The organism is Aeromonas sp. QDB30 (assembly GCF_027707645.1).
Taxonomy (GTDB): Bacteria; Pseudomonadota; Gammaproteobacteria; order Enterobacterales; family Aeromonadaceae; genus Aeromonas; species Aeromonas caviae.
Genome location: NZ_JAPCIY010000080.1, coordinates 1 through 18,634 on the forward strand (window position 1 = coordinate 1; position 18,634 = coordinate 18,634).

Below are 18,634 nucleotides of genomic sequence, written 5' to 3' on the forward strand. Positions count from 1 at the left end.
GATTGGATCGGACATACTGAGTACAGTGAAACCAGAATAGAGCAATTAGATCACATCTTTAATCTGATTGGTATAACAAGGACTTAGTGTTTAATTACAGTAGGCATTGGAAACTATGAAAAAGACAATTCTGGCTATTGCTATCCCGGCTCTGTTCGCATCCGCAGCCAACGCTGCTGTCGTTTACGACAAAGACGGCACCTCTTTTGATATCTACGGCCGTGTTCAGGCTAACTACTACGGTGACAGTGATAACCCCAATCCTCTCACTCAAGCTGATACACAGGGTGATGCAGAGCTGATCGGTACCTCCCGTCTGGGTTGGTCCGGTAAAGTTGCGCTGAACAACACCTGGTCCGCTATCGCCAAGACCGAGTGGCAAGTAGCTGCCGAAAACTCTGACGACTCCAAATTTAAGTCTCGTCATATCTATGCTGGTTTTGATGGCACCCAGTACGGCAAGATCATCTTCGGCCAGACCGACACCGCGTTCTACGACGTGCTGGAAGCAACCGATATCTTCAAGTGGGGCAGCTACGGTAACTTCTACGACGGTCGTCAAGAAGGCCAGATCATCTACTCCAACAGCTTCGGTGGCTTCAAGGGCAAACTGTCCTACCAGACCAATGACAATGAAGCCGTCAAAGTGGCTGATGTTGGTGGTAACTCCTTCACTACCGAATTCCCTGGCATCAAGCGCAACTACGGTTACGCAGCTGCCGCCGGTTACGACTTTGACTTCGGTCTGGGCCTGAACGCCGGTTATGCTTACTCCGACCTCGAGAGCACCACCAATACCAACACTGGTGAGAAGTCCGAGTGGGCTCTGGGCGCACACTACGCCATCAACGGCTTCTACTTCGCTGGTGTTTACACCGAAGGCGATCTGAAGAACGACACCACTGGCTACAAGGGTGAAGGTCGTGGCTACGAGCTGGCTGCTTCCTATAACGTTGATGCCTGGACCTTCCTGGCTGGTTACAACTTCAAGGAAGGCAAGGACAACACTGCTGGTTCTTCCTACGAAGACATGGTTGACGAAACCCTGCTGGGCGTACAGTACGCTTTCACTTCCAAGCTGAAAGCCTACACCGAGTACAAAATCCAGGGTATCGACAAGATGGACGACGAGTTCACTGTTGCCCTGCAATACAACTTCTAATCTAGCCTCTGCGCTGATTTAGTTGATGAACGGCCAAGCTTGCTTGGCCGTTCTGTTTTTTGGCCCCTTCACTACTTTTCGTCCTCTGGCCCTGCGCCATATCACGTTGTCTTCCTTGCCCCCTTGGTTCTCCTCTGGTAAATCGCTAGATTATTCAATTTGTTGAAGCAGATTGGCCGACAGGGAAGGATGCCTTTGATCGATTTCACCCACCCCGAGTGGCGCACGCTGGCACAGCAGTTGCTGAGCGGCGGCCCCCAGGCTGTTCGCGGTCGTCAATGGCAGCCGCTCATCGGCATGCTTCGGGACAACCAGTTGCTGCTGGCCCTTGGCAATCACCACTATGAGCTCACCCCTGCCGGGCACCGCTATCTGACCCGGGAGCTGATGCTGGCGAAGATGGCCAGTGCCCCGCCGGAACCCGAGGAGTGGCTACAATCCCACGGCTGGCAACTGGGGGAGAGGGTCAACGAGCGGGTGCTGGCGGCCCTGTATCGCAAGGGGGAGGGTCATTTCAGCCCCATCGAGCAGATCGACTTCGAAGACAAGGGGATCCGGCTTTGCACTGATCTGCCCCTTCGTCTGCGGGCCGCACGGCCGTTCAGCCTGTTTCTCAGCGGCGGCACCCTGCTGGATGCCGCCCCCTGGCTCCAGACCCTGGGGGAGGTGGCGCTGCCAGCCCGCACCCTGGCGCAGCTTGGCAAGATCCTCTGGGGAGAGGGGGAGATACAGCGGGTGATCACAACCGATGCCGTCGGCGCTTTCGCCGAGTTGCCACTGCCCGCCGACGCCCTGCTGGTCTGGTATCCTGCCGAGGATCCCGGCACGCTGGAGCCCCTGATCGCTGCCTTGCCGCCCCAGACCCTCTGGAGCCACCTCACCGCCCTGGATCCGGCCGGGGTCGACAGAGTACTGGCATTGGCCCAGCGGTTGGGGAGACCGGCGAGCTGGTGGTTGCCCCGGGATCTGGTGCCCATCAAGGCGGCTTACGGGGCTCCCCTGGGGGATGGTCGGCCCTGGGAGCCGAGCCGTATCCCCCGTGCGCTGCTGGCGCAGTGCAATGATCTGGTGGAGTCGAATCGGGGTCTGTCGGTCGAGGTGTGTGCCCTGGCACCGGATTGGCACGGGATTGGTTGAGGCGGCGCCGAGAAAGCGGTTTTCCCCTATGGAAGGCAGTGGTATAAAGAGCTGACGAAGCGCTCCCTGGACGGGCGCTTTTGTTTGCCAACCTACTTTGCCAGCCAACGAACTCAACGGACTACAGGGAATACCATGTTTGAAAAGGTTGTTGCCGCCCCAGCGGATCCGATCCTGGGCCTGACCGAAGCCTTCCGTGCCGACACTCGCAGCCACAAGATCAATCTGGGGGTCGGTATTTACAAGGATGAGACCGGTGCCACTCCTATCCTTCACTGCGTCAAGCAAGCCGAGCAGAAGCTCTTGACCGACGAGAAGACCAAGAACTACCTCGGTATCGAAGGCAATATCGAATACGGCCGCATCGTGCAGCAACTGCTGTTCGGCCGTGATGCCGCCCTAGTGACCAGCGGCCGCGCCAAGACGGCGCAGGCGCCGGGCGGTACCGGTGCCCTGCGTATCGCCGCCGAGTTCGTGGTACGCAACAATCTCGCCAAGACCATCTGGATCTCCGATCCCACCTGGGCGAACCACGTCAGCGTGTTCCAGGCGGCCGGTTTGACCGTCAAGTGGTACAAGTACTACGACGCCGCCACCAAGGGACTCGACTTTGCCGCCATGCAGGCCTCGCTGTCTGACGCGCAGGCGGGGGATCTGGTGCTGCTGCACGGCTGCTGCCACAACCCGACCGGTATCGACCCCACTGCCGAACAGTGGCGCGCACTGGCCAGGCAGAGTGCTGCCGCCGGCTGGTTGCCGCTGTTTGACTTTGCCTATCAAGGCTTCGCCCGGGGCATCGAAGAGGATGCCGAAGGCCTTCGCATCTTCGCCGAGTGCCACGACGAGCTGCTGGTGGCGAGCTCCTTCTCCAAGAACTTCGGCCTCTACAACGAGCGGGTCGGCGCCTTCACCCTGGTCTGCGCGACCAAGGCGGTGGCCGACGTCGCCTTCACCCAGGTGAAGACCGTCATTCGTGCCAACTACTCCAACCCGCCGTCACACGGCGCTGCCGTTGTCACCACCGTGGTGAGCGACCCGGCCCTCTATGCGGAGTGGGTGGAAGAAGTGGCCGCCATGCGGGTGCGCATTCGCGAGATGCGCGAGCTGCTGGTGGAGAAGCTGGCCGAGCGGGGGGTGAACCAGGATTTCAGTTTCATCCGCGAACAGAACGGCATGTTCTCCTTCTCCGGTCTCTCCAAGGATCAGGTGGAGCGCCTCAAGAGCGAATTCGCCATCTATATCGTCGGCTCCGGCCGGATCAGCGTGGCAGGCATCACCCGCGCCAACATTGATCCCCTCTGCGACGCCATCGCCAAGGTGTTGTAAGAGAGAAGCATCTGCGCCAAGCGCCTTGCTTCAGCCATAAAAAGCCCGCCGTATCGGCGGGCTTTTTCATTTTCCGGCATCAGCGGCGCCGCTTGCTGCTTCCCAGCAGGGAGCCGAGCACCCCGCGCATCAGCTGGCGTCCCACCTCGTTGCCGAGGGTGCGGGCCACGCTCTTGGCGGCGGTCTGCACCACCCCGTCATGCTGGCCACCACGGGGGCCGGTGCGACCGAACAGGATGCCATTCAAGGCATCCAGCAGACCGCCGCCCTGGTCGGTCTGTGGGGAAGCGGTCTCGTCACCGGCGGCGGTCGATGCCTCCTGAAGCCGCTCGAACGCGGACTCCCTGTCCTCCTGGGTGTCGTATCTGCCGTAGAGCAATGAGCCCTGAATAAGCGCCTGGCGCTCGGCCGCGCTCAGGGGGCCGATGCGGCTGGCCGGGGGCGCGATGAAGGCGCGCTCCACCACGCTGGGCCGCCCCTTCTCGTCGAGCAGGGAGATGAGCGCCTCCCCGACCCCCAGTTCAGTGATGGCTCCGGCGGCGTCGAAGGCCGGGTTGGCCCGCAGGGTGTTGGCGGCGATGCGCACCGCCTTCTGATCGCTCGGGGTGAAGGCGCGCAGGGCGTGCTGCACCCGGTTGCCAAGCTGCCCCAGCACGCTGTCGGGGATGTCGGCCGGGCTCTGGGTCACGAAATAGACGCCTACCCCCTTGGAGCGGATGAGGCGCACCACCAGCTCAATTTTCTCCAGCAGCGCCCTGGGCGCATCCTTGAACAGCAGGTGGGCCTCGTCGAAGAAGAACACCAGCACGGGCTTTTCCGGATCCCCTATCTCGGGCAACTGTTCGAACAGCTCGGAGAGCAACCAGAGCAGGAAGCAGGCATAGAGGCGGCTGGACTGGGTGAGCTTGCCGGCGGCCAGCACATTGATATGGCCGTGGCCCGCCTCGTCGGTCTGCATCAGATCCTGGATGTCCAGCATGGGCTCGCCGAAGAAGTGATCGCCGCCCGCGCTCTCCAGGGTGAGGAGGTTGCGCAGGATGGCGCCGATGGAGGCGGTCGACACATTGCCGTAGCGGGTGGTGAGGGTCTTGGCGTGCTCCCCCGCAAACTGCACCATGGCCCGCAGGTCTTTCAGATCGAGCAGCAGCAACCCCTCGTCGTCCGCCACCTTGAACACCAGCTCCAGCACCCCGCTCTGGGTGTCGTTGAGGCCGAGCAGGCGTGCAAGCAGCAGGGGCCCCATGTCGGAGACGGTGGCCCGCACCGGGTGGCCCTCTTCGGAGAAGAGATCCCAGAACAGGGTGGGGCTGGCGGCAAAGTCGGGTGCCTGAAGGCCGAGCTGGGCCAGACGGGCATCCAGCTTGGCAGAGGGGGTGCCGGCGGCGCCCAGGCCGCTCAGATCCCCCTTCACGTCGGCCAGAAAGACCGGCACGCCGAGGCGGGAAAACCCCTCCGCCAGCACCTGCAGGGTGACTGTCTTGCCGGTGCCGGTGGCCCCGGTGATGAGGCCGTGGCGATTGGCCATGGCGGGGAGCAGGGAGAGGGGGTGGCCATTGGCATGGGCCAGCGTGAGCGGTTCGGCCATGGTGGGCTCCTTGTTTCGAATGGGGGTCGAAAAACAACGGGTTACAAGGAGTGTGGTGGCAGAGGCAGACGATGGCAAGGCACGCCGCCCGAGACAAGGACGGCGTGCTGGCAACCTAGCGGTGGCGGGCCAGTTTGCCCAGTTGCAACAGCAGCAGGGTGAGCAAGGCGCCAGCGGCAGCGCTCAGCACCGCCAGCAGCAGGCTGCCGAGCAGGAAGGGGGGCACCAGGATAGCCGCTTCCTGCTCCAGCCAGTGCAGGGACCAGGTGAGATGGAAGGGGGCTGGCGTCTCGTTCAGCACCAGGCAACCGGTACGATAGGCGTAGAGGTACATGAAGGGGAGTGTCAGCGGGTTGTTGAACCAGACCGCCAAGAGGGCCAGCGGCAGGTTGAAGCTGAAGGCCAGCACCAGGGCGACGGCCACCAGGGAGTGCATGGGCATGGGGACCCAGCTGGCGAACAGCCCGGCCGCCACGGCGCCACAGAGGGCCCGTGTTCCCCCTTGCCAGAGGGCGGGGGTCAGCAGTCGCTCGCCAAAGAGGGCGAACCACTTCTGTTGGCGCAGGGTATCGGGGTCAATCTTGAAGCGGGCCAACCAGCGATTCAGCATGGGCGCGCCACCTTGCGTTTTTGCCACTGGCGCACCGTGCTCAGGCGCCAGCCCGCGCGAACCAGGACATAGCCGACGAGGGCGCTCAGCAGGGCAAGCACCAGGGAGCCCAGCAAGAGCGGCGGGGCCACCGTCTCGAACACCGACACCAGCCAGGCCCAGGTGAAGGTGATCTCGATGTGCTGGGAGGGGTGCCCCAGCAACTGGCAGCCCACCAGATAGGCGCCATAAAACAGCGGTGGCATGGTCAGGGGGTTGGAGAGCCAGACCAGGGCCACCGAGAGGGGCAGGTTGACCCGGCAGGCGATGGCGCCGCCAGCGGCCAGCAGCATCTGGCAGGGGAGGGGAATCCAGGCCATGAAGAGACCGACCGCACAGGCACCGGCGGCGGATCGCCGGTTGAGATGCCAGAGATTGGCGTCCAGCAGCAGCTTGCCAAAGAGTCGCAAGTGCTTGTGTTCCTTGAGGGTCGCCGGGTCGGGCAGCCAGCGCTGTATGATTCGTTTGGGCATGTTCTGAACCTTGCTAAATACTTGCTCCATGGATCTGCGTCTGTTGTCGTTTGCCCTGGGGGCAAGCTCCTCACTGCTTTGGCCATGGCTGCCTTCATGGGAATGGGGTGGCCTGATGCTGCTGCTCGCGCTCCCCCTCGCCGGTGGTCGTTGCTGGCGGCTGCTGTTTCTGCTGCTCGGCATCCTCTGGATGCAGGTGAATTTGCACTACCGGCTTGCCTGGCTGGATCAGCTTGGCAAAAAAACGAGCCACATCATAACCGCACACGTGCAAAGTACGGAGTCTTCGGGAGAGAAAGAGGGGGATAAATTTGCGCGCCTGCTGCTGCGCCTCGACACCCTGGACGATCGCCCCCTCATCGTGCCACCCCTGGTGCGGGTCAATGCCTATCAGGTGTTGCCGCCGTTGCCTGCCGGCAGCCGCGTCACCCTGGTGACCTCTCTCAAGCCGGCCCATGGCCTGGCCAACGAAGCGGGGATGGATGGACGGCGCCTGCTCCTTGGCAAGGGGATCACCGCCACCGGCAACCTGCGCCGGGTCATCGCCCTGGATGCCGTGCCCCCGGGTGTGCGCGATCGCTGGCTGGCTGCGGCGAGTCGCGCCTGGGAGGGGATGGCGCAGGCCCCCCTGCTGGCGGCCCTCACCTTCGGGGAGCAGGGGGGGATCACGGATGCCCAGTGGGAACTCTTTCGCGGCAGCGGCCTGACCCACATCATCGCCATCTCGGGCCAGCATATCGCTCTGGTGGCGGTGCTCGGCTGGTGGCTCGGGCGGCTGTTCGGGCTGCGTGGGGCTATCTGCGTGTCACTCCTGTTCGCGGCCACCTACAGCTGGCTGGCGGGGTTTGCGGTGGCCACCGAGCGTGCCCTCATCATGGTGCTGGTGTGGAGCCTGCTGCGCTGGCTAAAGCGGGACTGGCCGAGCCACCGGATCTGGCTGTGGGCCTTCGTGGTGCTGACATTGTGGGACCCTTTCGCCCTCTATTCTGCGGGGTTCTGGCTCTCTTTTCTGGCGGTGGCCCTGCTGTTGCTGGCGAGCCTGCTGCACGATCGCCCCGGCCTGGTGCGGCTGCAACTTCTGCTGCTGCTCGGATTGCTGCCCCTGCAACTGCTGCTGTTCGAGGGGATGGCGCCCCTGGCGTTTCTGCTCAATCTGCTGGCACTGCCGTTGTTCTGCCTTGTCATCATTCCCCTGGCGCTCATCGGCGTGCTGGTGGCGCCCCTCTCCACGTTGCTGGCCCACGGCCTGCTCTGGGTCTCCGCCTTCGGCCTGGAGTGGGTGCTGTGGGGGCTCACGCAGCTGGCGGATCGCCTGCAGCTCTGGTGGCCGGTGCCCGGCTGGCTGATGCCCGCCAGCGCCCTGCTGATCCTGCTGTGGACGGGATGGCACCTGCCGGGAGGGCGCACCCTGGGGGGGCCGGTGGCGGCGGCCCTGCTGCTCGCCCTCTGGCCTGCTCCCGCTGCCTGGCAGGTGCGGGTGCTGGACGTGGGGCAGGGGCTATCGGTGCTCGTCACCCGGGGGGAGCGGGCCATCCTGTTTGATACCGGGGATCGCTACCCCGGGGGCTACAACATGGCGGATGCGGCCATCCTGCCCCTGCTCAACCGGCTCGGCATCCGGGTGATCGACACCCTGATCATCAGCCACAGAGACAGGGATCACGCGGGCAACCGGCAGGCTCTGCTGCAGAGCATGGCGGTGCGCCGGGAGCTCTCATCCTTCCCCTTTGCACCGGCTACCCAGGCCTGCCGCCGAGGTCAGCAGTGGCATTGGCAGGGACTGGATGTACGGGTGCTCTGGCCCCTGGCAGCCGGGGCGGGGCGCAACAATGACAGTTGCGTGGTGCAGCTGGACGACGGGCGTCATCGGTTGCTGCTGAGCGGTGACATCGAGCAGCAGGCGGAGCGCCGCCTGCTGGCACTGGCGCTGGAGGAGGTGGAGGGCGCGGGGCTGGCCAGCACCCTGCTGGTGAGCCCGCATCATGGCAGTCGCACCTCCTCCACGGCTCCCTTCGTGGCGGCGGTGAAACCTGCCTTCGTGGTGCACAGCGCAGGCTTCATGAACCAGTGGGGCTTTCCCCGCCCCGAGGTGGTGGCGCGATACCAGGGGGCGCGGCAGTGGGTCACGGGGGAGGCGGGCGCCATCCTGATCGAGCCGGGGGACGCGGGGCTCAGGATCCGGGCCGAGCGGGAGCAGGGGCCCTGGTACCGGCGTGGCGGCCCCTGGTGGCAGCCGCAGGTATGGGGAAGGGAGTGAGGATCCGGTGAGCCTGCCCGGCAAGGGGCGGCCTTCATTTGTGACCCGGGTTGTAGCCATCGCGCCAGCGGCGCTTGGTGTAGCTCCAAGGTTTGGCTAGAATAGCCCGTCATTTCCCTTATTAACGGCTATTCATGCAACAAGAAACCTCACAAGAGAGCTGGACCGTCTTCAAGCGCCTGCTCGGTTATGTCCGGGATCGCAAGCTGGGTCTGGTGGGCGGCATCATTGGCATGCTGGGTTACGCGGCCGTGGATACCACCTTCGTCTACTCCATCAAACCGCTCATCGATCAGGGGCTCAACGGCAACGACAGCAGCGTGCTCAAGTGGATGCCCTTCTTCGTCCTCGGCATCGTGGCTCTGCGCGGCTGCGCCGCCTTCCTCTCCAACTACTGCATGGCCTGGGTCGGTAACCACGTGGTGATGCGCCTGCAGCAGCAGGTGTTCAGCCACCTGATGGCCATGCCCATGAGCTTCTTCGACCGCCAGAACACCGGCAACCTGCTCTCCAAGGTGACCTATGACGCCGGTCAGGTGTCGTCCGCCGCGAGCTCGACCCTGGTCTCCCTGGTGCGGGAAGGGGCCACCGTCATCGGCCTGCTGGGCCTGATGTTCTGGCACTCCTGGCAGTTGTCGGTGATCTTCCTGGTGGTGGGGCCCCTGGTCGGGATCCTCATCAGCATCATCAGCCGACGTTTTCGCAAGATAAGCCGCCACATTCAGCAGGCAGTGGGTGACATCACCACCTCCACCGAGCAGATGCTCAAGGGGCACAAGGAGGTGCTGATGTTCGGGGGCCAGGAGGTGGAGGACAAGCGCTTCTACCAGGTGAGCAACCGGATGCGCCAGCAGACCATGAAGATGGTCGCCGCCGACGCCATCGGCAGCCCCATCGTCCAGATGGTGGCCTCCGTGGCCCTTGCGGTCTTCCTCTATGTCGCCACCATCGACAGCGTCAAGGCGACCCTGACCGCGGGCACCTTCACCGTCATGGTCACCTCCATGATGATGCTGCTCAAGCCGCTGAAAAGCCTGACCGACGTGAACAACCAGTTCCAGCGCGGCATCACCGCCTGCCAGAGCCTGTTCGGTCTGCTGGACTCCACCCCGGAGCAGGACACCGGCACCCGCACCCTGGAACGTGCCCGAGGTGAAATCGAGTTTCGCAACGTCACCTTCACCTACCCGACCAAGGAGACACCGGCGCTGCGCAACATCAGCTTCAAGGTGGAGGCGGGCAAATCGGTGGCCCTGGTGGGTCGTTCCGGTTCCGGCAAGAGCACCATCGCGAGCCTCCTGACCCGCTTTTATGACATCGAAGAGGGGGAAATTCTGCTGGATGGCGTCAACATCCGCGAATACCGCCTGAGCGAGCTGCGCAAGCAGTACGCCCTGGTCTCCCAGCACGTGCACCTCTTCAACGACTCCGTGGCCAACAACATCGCCTACGCGGCGGAAGAGAAGTACAGCCGCGACGAGATCAAGCAGGCGGCCCGCATCGCCCATGCGGACGACTTCGTCAGCAAGATGCCGGAAGGCTATGACACCGTCATCGGCGAGAACGGCGCCTCCCTCTCCGGCGGCCAGCGCCAGCGCATCGCCATCGCCCGCGCCCTGTTGCGGGACTCCCCGGTGCTGCTGCTGGACGAAGCTACCTCGGCCCTGGACACCGAGTCCGAGCGTCACATCCAGGCGGCCATCGACGAGCTGTGCAAGGCGCGCACTTCCCTCGTGATCGCCCACCGCCTCTCCACCATCGAGAAGGCGGACGAGATCCTGGTGATCGACGAGGGGCACATCGTCGAGCGCGGCAACCACCAAACCCTGATGGACATGCATGGTACTTATGCCCAACTGCGGGCCATTCAGTTTGGTAATACAGCCACGGGTAACAAGGGCTGATGCTGGCCAGACTCTGGTACGGGAACAGCCTATGGCGCTGGGGGCTGGCCCCCTTCGCCCTGCTGTTTGCCCTGATCAGCGGCGTCCGCCGTCTGGGGTATCGCCGGGGTTGGTTCCGCGCCTATCGGGCCACCCTGCCGGTGGTGGTGGTGGGCAATCTCTCGGTGGGGGGCAACGGCAAGACCCCGGTGGTGGTCTGGCTGGTGGAACAACTCCAGGCCCGGGGCTGGCGCCCCGGCGTGGTGAGCCGCGGTTATGGCGGCAAGGCGCCCCATTACCCCTATCGACTGGATGAGAGCAGCACCCCGGCCGAGGCCGGGGATGAGCCCGTGCTCATCGCAAGACGCTGCGGCTGCCCCGTGGCGGTGGCCCCCAGACGGGCCGATGCTGTGCGGTTGCTGGAGCAAAGCGGTGAGGTGGACATCATCGTCACCGACGACGGCCTGCAGCACTATGCCCTGGCCCGTGACATCGAACTGGTGGTGGTGGACGGGGCGCGGCGCTTTGGCAATGGTTGTCTGCTGCCGATGGGGCCGCTGCGCGAGCCCACGACCCGCCTCAAGCGGGTGGACGCCATCATCTGCAACGGCGGCGAACCCGCCCGTGGCGAATACGCCATGCGCCTGGTGCCGGATACCCTGCGCCGGGTGTGCGACGATGCGCCTCTCACGGCCCCCCTCTCGGGGCCGGTGGATGCCCTGGCGGGCATCGGCCATCCCCCCCGTTTCTTCGCCACCCTGACCGCCCTTGGTTACGAGTTGGTGCAGAGCGTCGGCTACGGGGATCACCAGGCGTTCGACGCCGCCGAGCTGCTGGCCCGCTTCGGCCAGCGCCCCTTGCTGATGACCGAGAAGGATGCGGTCAAGTGCCGCCCCTTCGCCCCGGACAACTGGTGGTATCTGCCGGTCAGCGCCGAGCTGCCCGATGCCCTGGGGGAGGCGCTGCTGCGCACCCTGGGCCCGCAGCCCGGGGGGGACAAGCACCAGGCGCCCTGACGGGGCGCCACCGGATTGGAACAGACGGCCAGTGCCCGGACTCGGGGGCTGGCCCTGCACATTGACATGCCAGGCAAGATCGCCTGTGGGAAATCGTTAAAGGAGTTTCGTTGTGGCACTGGATATTAAACTGCTCGACATCATCGCCTGCCCGGTCTGCAAGGGGAAACTGCACTATCAAGCGCACGCCGAGGGCCCTCAGGAGCTCATCTGCCGTTTCGACAGACTGGCCTATCCCCTGGAGGAGGGGATCCCGGTGTTGCTGGAGAACCGGGCCCGTCACCTGGCACTGGAAGAGCTGAAGCCATGAGTTTCGTCGTCGTCATTCCTGCCCGTTACGCCTCCACCCGGCTGCCGGGCAAGCCGCTGGCCGACATTCACGGCAAGCCCATGGTGCAGCACGTGGTGGAGAAGGCCCTGCAATCGGGCGCCGATCGGGTGATCGTCGCCACCGATGACGAACGGGTGCAGCAGGCCCTGTCCCCCTTTGCCGCCGCTGCCGGGTTCGAGGTGTGCATGACCTCACCGGATCACCAGTCCGGCACCGAGCGTCTGGCCGAGGTGTGCCGTCACTACGGCTTTGCCGCCGACACCATCATCGTCAACGTGCAGGGGGACGAGCCCCTCATTCCCCCCGTCATCATCCGCCAGGTGGCGGACAACCTGGCCGCGGCCAGCGCGCCCATGGCGACGCTGTCGGTGCCGATCAGGGATGCCGAAGAGGCGTTCAATCCCAATGCCGTCAAGGTGGTGACCGACCGGGAGGGGTATGCCCTCTATTTCAGTCGCGCCAGCATCCCCTGGGATCGGGACCGCTTTGCGGCCAGCGATCGCGTTGCGGGGAGCCGCGAGCAGATTGGCGATCACTACCAGCGCCACATCGGCATCTACGCCTATCGCGCCGGCTTCATCCAGCGTTACGTGGACTGGGCGCCGAGCGTGCTCGAGCAGGTCGAAGCCCTGGAGCAGCTGCGGGTGCTCTGGTACGGGGAGAAGATCCACGTGGCCCAGGCGCTGCAAGCCCCGCCGGTGGGGGTGGACACTCAGGCCGATCTCGACAAGGTACGTGCGCTGCTGGCCGGTTGAGGCTGGCGGAACGGCTTTGATGCAATACGGCGCCCCAGGGCGCCGTTTTTTAATTGATTCTTTGTATAATAATTTGATTTAAAACGGATTTTACGAGCAATTTCAAACTTTTCCCGCCCATGGTTTGCCAAATCATCGAGTTTGGTTATGATGCAAGACGCCGTGTTAACCCTAACTGGCATATAACGAGATAAAAACGGGGTGTTTGGGTGATTAATGTATTCCTGGTCGATGATCATGAGTTGGTGCGTACAGGGATAAGACGCATTTTGGAAGACGTCCGCGGGATCAAGGTGGTGGGCGAGGCGCAGAGCGGGGAAACCGCGGTGGCCTTCTGTCGGCAACATCACCCCGATGTGATCCTGATGGACATGAACATGCCGGGCATCGGCGGTCTGGAAGCGACCCGCAAGATCCTGCGGATCCGCCCCGATGTGCGCATCATAGTGCTGACCATTCATTCAGAAAATCCGTTCCCTACCAAGGTGATGCAGGCGGGCGCCGCCGGGTACCTCACCAAGGGGGCCGCGCCGGACGAGATGATCCACGCCATTCGCCTGGTTCACTCCGGTCAGCGTTACATCTCCCCGGAGATCGCCCAGCAGATGGCCCTGAGCCAGTTCGCCTCCGCCGACGAGAACCCCTTCAAGTCCCTCTCCGAGCGGGAGCTGCAGATCATGATGATGATCACCAAGGGGCAGAAGGTGACCGACATCTCCGAGCAACTCAACCTGAGCCCGAAGACGGTCAACAGCTACCGCTACCGCCTGTTCAGCAAGCTGGGGATCAACGGTGACGTGGAGCTGACCCATCTGGCCATTCGTTATGGCATGCTGGATGCCGATACCCTGTAACGGGGGTGTGTGGACACCAAAGGCGGCACCGGCCGCCTTTTGCTTTTTGCAGGCTGTGGGCAGTATGCTCTCCCCGTCTTTTTGCATTCATCCGTTGAGTCGAGTTGCCGATGACCCTCTCTCCCGAGCCCCATTTTGATAGCAAGGCATTCCTGAGTGCCGTCACCCACCAGAGCGGTGTTTACCGCATGTACGACAGCGGCGGCACCGTCATCTACGTGGGCAAGGCCAAGGATCTCAAGAAACGGCTCGCCTCCTACTTTCGGGCAAATGTCGACAGCATCAAGACCCGCACCCTGGTGCGCCAGATTGCCGATGTGCAGGTAACGGTCACCCACACCGAGACCGAGGCGCTGATCCTCGAGCACAACCTCATCAAGCAGTACCAGCCCCGCTACAACGTGCTGCTGCGGGATGACAAGTCCTACCCCTGGATCATCATCACCGACCATCGGCACCCGCGCATTGGCGTCCATCGCGGCGCCCGCAAGGTGAAGGGGGAGTATTTCGGCCCTTACCCCTCCGGCGGCGCGGTACGCGAGAGCCTGCACCTGATGCAGAAGATCTTCCCGGTGCGCCAGTGCGAGGATGCCGTCTATGCCAACCGTACCCGCCCCTGCCTGCTCTACCAGCTCAAGCGCTGCGCCGGCCCCTGCGTGGCCGGGCTGGTGAGCGAGGCCGAATATGCCCAGCAGGTGGCGCTGACCAAGCTGTTCCTCGCGGGCAAGAACCAGCAGGTGATCGGCGAACTGGTGGGCAAGATGGAGTCCGCCAGCGGCGATCTGCGCTTCGAGGAGGCGGCCCGCTACCGGGATCAGATCCAGGCCCTGCGCCGGGTCACCGAGCAGCAGTCGGTGAGCGGCAACGTGCTGGACGAGCTCGACGTGGTGGGGGTGGCCTTCGAGCAGGGGACCGCCTGCATCCACGTGCTCTTCATCCGCCAGGGCAAGGTGCTGGGATCGCGCAGTTACTTCCCGAAAGTGCCGGCCGATACCCCGCTTGACGAGGTGGTGCAATCCTTCCTGCTGCAGTTCTATCTGTCGGGGCAGGGGGGACGGCAGATCCCGAGCGAGGTGCTGCTGGACGTGGCGCTGGAGGATGAGAGCGTCATCGCCGATACCCTGAGCCAGACCGCCGGCTACAAGGTGCGGGTGGTGAGCCGGACGCGCAGCCAACGGGCCCGCTTCATCAAGCTTGCCTCCATCAACGCCCAGACCGCGCTGCGCTCGCGCCTCGCCCACAAGAGCACCATCACCGCCCGTTACGATCAGCTGGAGGAGCTGCTGGAGCTCGAGACCACCATCGCCCGCATGGAGTGCTTCGATATCTCCCACACCATGGGGGAGCGCACCGTGGCCTCCTGCGTGGTGTTCAACCGGGAGGGGCCGCTCTCCTCGGAATACCGCCGCTTCAACATCGACGGTATCACCGGCGGGGATGACTATGCCGCCATGGAGCAGGCGCTGGAGCGTCGCTTTGGCAAGCAGCAGGAGCCGGACAAGGTGCCGGATGTGCTGTTCATCGACGGCGGTCTCGGCCAGTTGCGCCGCGCGGAGGAGATCCTGGCGCGCCAGCTGGAGTTTCTCGGCGGTAAATACCCGCTGCTGGTGGGCATCGCCAAGGGGGTGACCCGCAAGGCGGGGTTGGAGACCCTGATCCTGGGGGACAGCCACGAAGAGCTGCATTTGCCGGCGGACATGCCCGCCTTGCACCTCATCCAGCACATTCGCGACGAATCCCACCGCTTTGCCATCACCGGCCACCGGGCCAGGCGGGCAAAGGCCCGCACCACCAGTACCCTGGAAGAGATTCCCGGGGTGGGGCCGAAACGGCGACAGGCGCTGCTCAAATACCTGGGGGGTTTGCAGGAGGTGAAAAAAGCCGGGGTGGACGAGCTCGCCAAGGTGCCCGGCATCAGCCAGGAGCTGGCCCAGTCCATCCACGACGCATTGCACTCGCTCTAGCGCTGCCTTTGGTGTGAAGGTGGTCACGCCAGGGGGCATCAGGGCGTGCCGCCTGCGCACAAGAGCCGTGACGCAGGGGGCTCCCAAATGCCATAATGACCGGCATCCTGAGGTTATTGATGGATTAATGGACCAAGGCGGGCGCCAGTTCGGTTGCATCCGCGATCGGCTTGGGGCTACCATGTAGCGGCATACAAGAAGTGGCTGAAAATAATGACAAATATTCCTAACCTGCTGACGTTCTTTCGGATTTTGCTCATCCCCGTCTTCGTCATCCTGTTCTACCTTCCCTATCAGTGGTCCTACATGGCGGCGGCCATCGTCTTTATCCTGGCGGCCGCAACCGACTGGTTTGACGGCTATCTTGCCCGCAAGCTGAACCAGTCCACCGCCTTTGGCGCCTTCCTCGATCCGGTGGCCGACAAGATCATGGTGGCGGCGGCCCTGGTGGTCATCGTCGAGCACTACAACACCGTCTGGGTCACCATCCCCGCCATGACCATGATTGGCCGGGAGATCATCATCTCCGCCCTGCGTGAATGGATGGCCGAGCTTGGCAAGCGCTCCTCGGTGGCCGTCAGCTGGATTGGCAAATGGAAGACCATGATCCAGATGGTGTCGCTCACCGGCCTCATCTGGCAATACGACATCTGGATGGTGTGGCTCGCCTATGTGCTGCTCTACGTGGCCACCGTGCTCACCTTCTGGTCCATGTTCCAGTACATGAAGGCCGCCTGGGGCGATCTCAGCTACCACTCCCGGTTCTAGTCCCGACGGGAAGATGGCCGTTTCTCTGCCACTGGCGCCGAGAAACGGCCATGAGCTGCAAAAGTGTGGGAAAAGGGTAAAAAACACCCGAACGATCAGCGTATTAAATGTTTTTGGTTGACTGGGCGGGGAACATCGCTAGAATGCGTTCTCACAGTCAGGCAGTCAGCCAGACCGATGCGGGAATAGCTCAGTTGGTAGAGCACGACCTTGCCAAGGTCGGGGTCGCGAGTTCGAGTCTCGTTTCCCGCTCCAAATTCAGACAATAGAGAGTTTCTCTCTTTTGCATGGCGCGTTAGCAAAGCGGTTATGCAGCGGATTGCAAATCCGTTTAGTCCGGTTCGACTCCGGAACGTGCCTCCATATTGACAAGCCCGCCCGCGGACTTGATACCGATTGCGGTGCCTGAGTGGTGAAATCGGTAGACACAAGGGATTTAAAATCCCTCGACGTTCGCGTCGTGCCGGTTCGATTCCGGCCTCAGGCACCATTAAAATTGAAGAAAAAGCCTTACAGATAAAACAGATACGACGCTTCATTGCGTCGTTTTTGTTTCTGCTCCCCAGCGTTTTCCCTCTGTCAGTTTTCCTTTCTTGTCCATTTCTTGTCTAAGCGACTTACTACTTCCTGCAATTCGTTGCGAACAACCTGCTCAGTCTTCCAACATAGCCAAGGACGTTTGGTAGGCTACTGCTCCGGACTTTTCCGGGGTCTGTTTCTGGTGCTGAAGCAAGTGCCGCTCACCGTTACCCCTTCGTCTTCACCCCTCCCAAACCCGCATTGAATCCTCTTTGAAACAGATATTAATCCCATGATCTAACCCATCATCGGAGGTATCTATGCAGACCAAATTTCGCTTTACCAATGCAGCCATCAAGGCTTTGCCCGCACAACAACGAGAGGCTGGCGCTACTGAACTGGAGTTCTCCGATACAGAGGTCATCGGCTTAAAACTCTTGTCAGGAAAAAGCCAGGGCAGTAAGCGTTTCCTACTGCGCTATACCCTCCAGGGCAAGAAGCGCAGCATCGCTTTGGGACGATTCGGTGATATCGATGTGAGCCAAGCCAGGACCATTGCCCGCAAGTACAAGGCGATGCTGGCAGAAGGCATCGACCCGGTAGCAGAACGCGACAGCTACAAAACAGAGCCCACCCTGTCGGAGTTCTTCTGGCAGACCTTTTTGCCGCACCTCAAGACCATTGGTAAACGGTCGATCAGCAGCGACATTCAGCGGTTTAAACACAATATCGAACCACGCTTTGGTGCCATGCGTTACCGGCAACTCAAGGCGATGGATGTCCTGCAGTTGCAATCGGAGATGGTTCACCCCAACAACCCTCAGCAGACGGCCTACGCACCGAGTACCGCCAACCGTGTGCTGGCCCAGTTAAAGACCATGGGCAGCTATGCGGTGCGCTGGGGCATTCTGGACACTAATGAGGCGGCCAAGATCAAGCTGTTGAAGGAGGACAATGCCAGGACGCGTTTCCTATCGATTGAAGAGATGAAACGGGTCATTGAGGTGGCATTGCAGGATCGCAATCAAGCCGCAGGCAGCTTCATCGCGATGCTCTATCTGACGGGGGCGAGAAAGTCCGAAGTGTTACTCGCTAAATGGGAACATGTGAACTGGGAGGATAAGACGCTGTTCGTACCGCTGACCAAGAATGGCAAGAGCCGGATCATTTACCTGAGCACATTGGCTATCGATATTCTGGAGAAGCTTCCCAGAATAGCCGGTAACCCCTATGTGTTCGCGAGCCAGCATATTCGATGTCAGGGCAAGCCCATCGGTGAACCCAGATGTGCCTATGAACGGGTGTTGCAGAAGGCCGGTATCGAAGACCGCGATGAGGTTTGCTTCCATACGGCTCGTCATTCTGTCGCCAGTGCCTTGGTCTCTTCAGGGCAATACAGCCTGTATGACGTCAAGGCACAGCTGGCCCACGCCAGCATTCAATCCTCCCAGCGGTATGCAAAGCTGACCTCTGAGCGCAGTCGCAATATCAGCGAAGGTCTCTCGTCTATGATCCAGGCTGAGTGACCGAAAAGGTATTGTTTATAAACAGATATTAATAACCAGACAGCGCTGACACATCGGCTGTTGGTCCACATTTCACAGTTCCCAGGCCCTTAAGTTCATCTGAGCTTAAGGGCCTTTTTGTTGGAGAGAAACACGATGAAAACTTGTATGGCATGGCCGAAGGAGACATTGCTCGCGGCCTACCCGGCACTCCATGTCTCGGTCATGGAGCAAATTATTGAGCCCTTTTCATCAGTAGAGGAGGCGAGGGCATTCTGGGTCGCGACCGGTTGTAGTCTGGTCATTATCGAGATGACGGACTCGGTGAGTGAGTTCCAGGCCATGCCACAGCATATCCAGAATCAGGTGATGTTTGAGGTGTCCTGACAAGATCGGACAGTCCCGGATCAAGCAGCCTGAGCAGTTCTCCAATACCTCTTGTTAAACTCC

At 62.1% G+C, this 18,634-nt stretch carries 16 protein-coding genes and 3 tRNA genes; 16 read left to right on the forward strand and 3 right to left on the reverse strand.

The window, feature by feature from the left end:
• Nucleotides 1-115: 115 nt before the first annotated feature.
• The 3 genes from omp38 (at nt 116) to PG896_RS17975 (ending at nt 3,625) form a co-directional block, all read left to right on the forward strand.
• Complete coding sequence (gene omp38, locus PG896_RS17965) at nt 116-1,162, forward strand: porin Omp38 (RefSeq protein WP_270836022.1); 1,047 nt, start codon at nt 116-118, stop codon at nt 1,160-1,162.
• Nucleotides 1,163-1,357: 195 nt separating this feature from the next.
• Nucleotides 1,358-2,299, forward strand: coding sequence for a hypothetical protein (locus PG896_RS17970; protein ID WP_049636850.1), 942 nt, complete (start codon nt 1,358-1,360; stop codon nt 2,297-2,299).
• Between the two features lie 135 nt (nt 2,300-2,434).
• Nucleotides 2,435-3,625 carry an amino acid aminotransferase gene (locus PG896_RS17975; RefSeq protein ID WP_049636851.1) on the forward strand — a complete coding sequence of 397 codons (1,191 nt, stop codon included), beginning with the start codon at nt 2,435-2,437 and terminating at the stop codon, nt 3,623-3,625.
• Between the two features lie 79 nt (nt 3,626-3,704).
• Here the strand turns inward: PG896_RS17975 and PG896_RS17980 are convergent, their stop codons facing one another.
• The 3 genes from PG896_RS17980 to PG896_RS17990 form a co-directional block, all read right to left on the reverse strand.
• Complete coding sequence (locus PG896_RS17980) at nt 3,705-5,210, reverse strand: helicase HerA-like domain-containing protein (protein WP_270836023.1); 1,506 nt, start codon at nt 5,208-5,210, stop codon at nt 3,705-3,707.
• A 115-nt stretch (nt 5,211-5,325) separates the two neighbouring features.
• Nucleotides 5,326-5,820 (reverse strand): DUF2062 domain-containing protein, encoded by a 495-nt coding sequence (locus PG896_RS17985; RefSeq protein WP_270836024.1) that lies wholly within the window; start codon nt 5,818-5,820, stop codon nt 5,326-5,328.
• Nucleotides 5,814-6,332: a DUF2062 domain-containing protein gene (locus tag PG896_RS17990; RefSeq protein ID WP_180898889.1), complete on the reverse strand. Its 519-nt coding sequence runs from the start codon at nt 6,330-6,332 to the stop codon at nt 5,814-5,816. The genes PG896_RS17985 and PG896_RS17990 overlap by 7 nt, the downstream gene beginning before the upstream one ends.
• Before the next feature lie 115 nt (nt 6,333-6,447).
• Here PG896_RS17990 and PG896_RS17995 point away from each other — a divergent pair, with 115 nt between their 5' ends.
• The 13 genes from PG896_RS17995 to PG896_RS18055 all read left to right on the forward strand — a co-directional run bounded on the left by PG896_RS17995 (nt 6,448) and on the right by PG896_RS18055 (nt 18,571).
• Nucleotides 6,448-8,589 (forward strand): DNA internalization-related competence protein ComEC/Rec2, encoded by a 2,142-nt coding sequence (locus PG896_RS17995; RefSeq protein ID WP_270836025.1) that lies wholly within the window; start codon nt 6,448-6,450, stop codon nt 8,587-8,589.
• 134 nt (nt 8,590-8,723) lie between these two features.
• The gene (gene msbA / locus PG896_RS18000) at nt 8,724-10,493 is read left to right on the forward strand and encodes a lipid A ABC transporter ATP-binding protein/permease MsbA (RefSeq protein ID WP_010675235.1); all 1,770 of its coding nucleotides are present in this window, start codon (nt 8,724-8,726) and stop codon (nt 10,491-10,493) included.
• Nucleotides 10,493-11,488 carry a tetraacyldisaccharide 4'-kinase gene (lpxK, locus tag PG896_RS18005; RefSeq protein ID WP_261999801.1) on the forward strand — a complete coding sequence of 332 codons (996 nt, stop codon included), beginning with the start codon at nt 10,493-10,495 and terminating at the stop codon, nt 11,486-11,488. The genes msbA and lpxK overlap by 1 nt, the downstream gene beginning before the upstream one ends.
• Nucleotides 11,489-11,600: 112 nt before the next feature.
• On the forward strand, nt 11,601-11,798 hold the full coding sequence (locus tag PG896_RS18010) for a Trm112 family protein (RefSeq protein WP_010675233.1): 198 nt from the start codon (nt 11,601-11,603) through the stop codon (nt 11,796-11,798).
• Complete coding sequence (gene kdsB, locus PG896_RS18015; RefSeq protein ID WP_043153880.1) at nt 11,795-12,574, forward strand: 3-deoxy-manno-octulosonate cytidylyltransferase; 780 nt, start codon at nt 11,795-11,797, stop codon at nt 12,572-12,574. The genes PG896_RS18010 and kdsB overlap by 4 nt, the downstream gene beginning before the upstream one ends.
• Before the next feature lie 209 nt (nt 12,575-12,783).
• Nucleotides 12,784-13,428: a UvrY/SirA/GacA family response regulator transcription factor gene (gene uvrY, locus PG896_RS18020; RefSeq protein ID WP_010675231.1), complete on the forward strand. Its 645-nt coding sequence runs from the start codon at nt 12,784-12,786 to the stop codon at nt 13,426-13,428.
• A gap of 110 nt (nt 13,429-13,538) precedes the next feature.
• Complete coding sequence (uvrC, locus tag PG896_RS18025; RefSeq protein ID WP_270836026.1) at nt 13,539-15,392, forward strand: excinuclease ABC subunit UvrC; 1,854 nt, start codon at nt 13,539-13,541, stop codon at nt 15,390-15,392.
• Nucleotides 15,393-15,605: 213 nt separating this feature from the next.
• Nucleotides 15,606-16,160 carry a CDP-diacylglycerol--glycerol-3-phosphate 3-phosphatidyltransferase gene (gene pgsA / locus PG896_RS18030; RefSeq protein ID WP_010675229.1) on the forward strand — a complete coding sequence of 185 codons (555 nt, stop codon included), beginning with the start codon at nt 15,606-15,608 and terminating at the stop codon, nt 16,158-16,160.
• Nucleotides 16,161-16,339: 179 nt separating this feature from the next.
• Nucleotides 16,340-16,415 (forward strand) — tRNA-Gly (locus PG896_RS18035).
• 34 nt (nt 16,416-16,449) lie between these two features.
• Nucleotides 16,450-16,523: transfer RNA gene (locus PG896_RS18040), tRNA-Cys, on the forward strand.
• Nucleotides 16,524-16,563: 40 nt separating this feature from the next.
• Nucleotides 16,564-16,650: transfer RNA gene (locus PG896_RS18045), tRNA-Leu, on the forward strand.
• A gap of 349 nt (nt 16,651-16,999) precedes the next feature.
• The gene (locus PG896_RS18050; RefSeq protein ID WP_257710040.1) at nt 17,000-18,205 is read left to right on the forward strand and encodes a tyrosine-type recombinase/integrase; all 1,206 of its coding nucleotides are present in this window, start codon (nt 17,000-17,002) and stop codon (nt 18,203-18,205) included.
• A gap of 147 nt (nt 18,206-18,352) precedes the next feature.
• Entirely contained in the window at nt 18,353-18,571 is a 219-nt protein-coding gene (locus PG896_RS18055) for a hypothetical protein (protein WP_244812396.1), read from the forward strand.
• The last annotated feature ends 63 nt before the right edge of the window (nt 18,572-18,634 follow it).

Bases quoted from the DNA above. Each gene is read 5' to 3' on its own strand.
- PG896_RS17975 (WP_049636851.1), top strand. From the start codon at position 2,435: ATGTTTGAAAAGGTTGTTGCCGCCCCAGCGGATCCGATCCTGGGCCTG.
- uvrC (WP_270836026.1), top strand. From the start codon at position 13,539: ATGACCCTCTCTCCCGAGCCCCATTTTGATAGCAAGGCATTCCTGAGT.
- omp38 (WP_270836022.1), top strand. From the start codon at position 116: ATGAAAAAGACAATTCTGGCTATTGCTATCCCGGCTCTGTTCGCATCC.
- kdsB (WP_043153880.1), top strand. From the start codon at position 11,795: ATGAGTTTCGTCGTCGTCATTCCTGCCCGTTACGCCTCCACCCGGCTG.
- lpxK (WP_261999801.1), top strand. From the start codon at position 10,493: ATGCTGGCCAGACTCTGGTACGGGAACAGCCTATGGCGCTGGGGGCTG.
- PG896_RS17985 (WP_270836024.1), bottom strand. From the start codon at position 5,820: ATGCTGAATCGCTGGTTGGCCCGCTTCAAGATTGACCCCGATACCCTG.
- PG896_RS17990 (WP_180898889.1), bottom strand. From the start codon at position 6,332: ATGCCCAAACGAATCATACAGCGCTGGCTGCCCGACCCGGCGACCCTC.
- PG896_RS18050 (WP_257710040.1), top strand. From the start codon at position 17,000: ATGCAGACCAAATTTCGCTTTACCAATGCAGCCATCAAGGCTTTGCCC.
- PG896_RS18055 (WP_244812396.1), top strand. From the start codon at position 18,353: ATGGCATGGCCGAAGGAGACATTGCTCGCGGCCTACCCGGCACTCCAT.
- msbA (WP_010675235.1), top strand. From the start codon at position 8,724: ATGCAACAAGAAACCTCACAAGAGAGCTGGACCGTCTTCAAGCGCCTG.
- pgsA (WP_010675229.1), top strand. From the start codon at position 15,606: ATGACAAATATTCCTAACCTGCTGACGTTCTTTCGGATTTTGCTCATC.
- PG896_RS17980 (WP_270836023.1), bottom strand. From the start codon at position 5,210: ATGGCCGAACCGCTCACGCTGGCCCATGCCAATGGCCACCCCCTCTCC.
- PG896_RS17995 (WP_270836025.1), top strand. From the start codon at position 6,448: ATGCTGCTGCTCGCGCTCCCCCTCGCCGGTGGTCGTTGCTGGCGGCTG.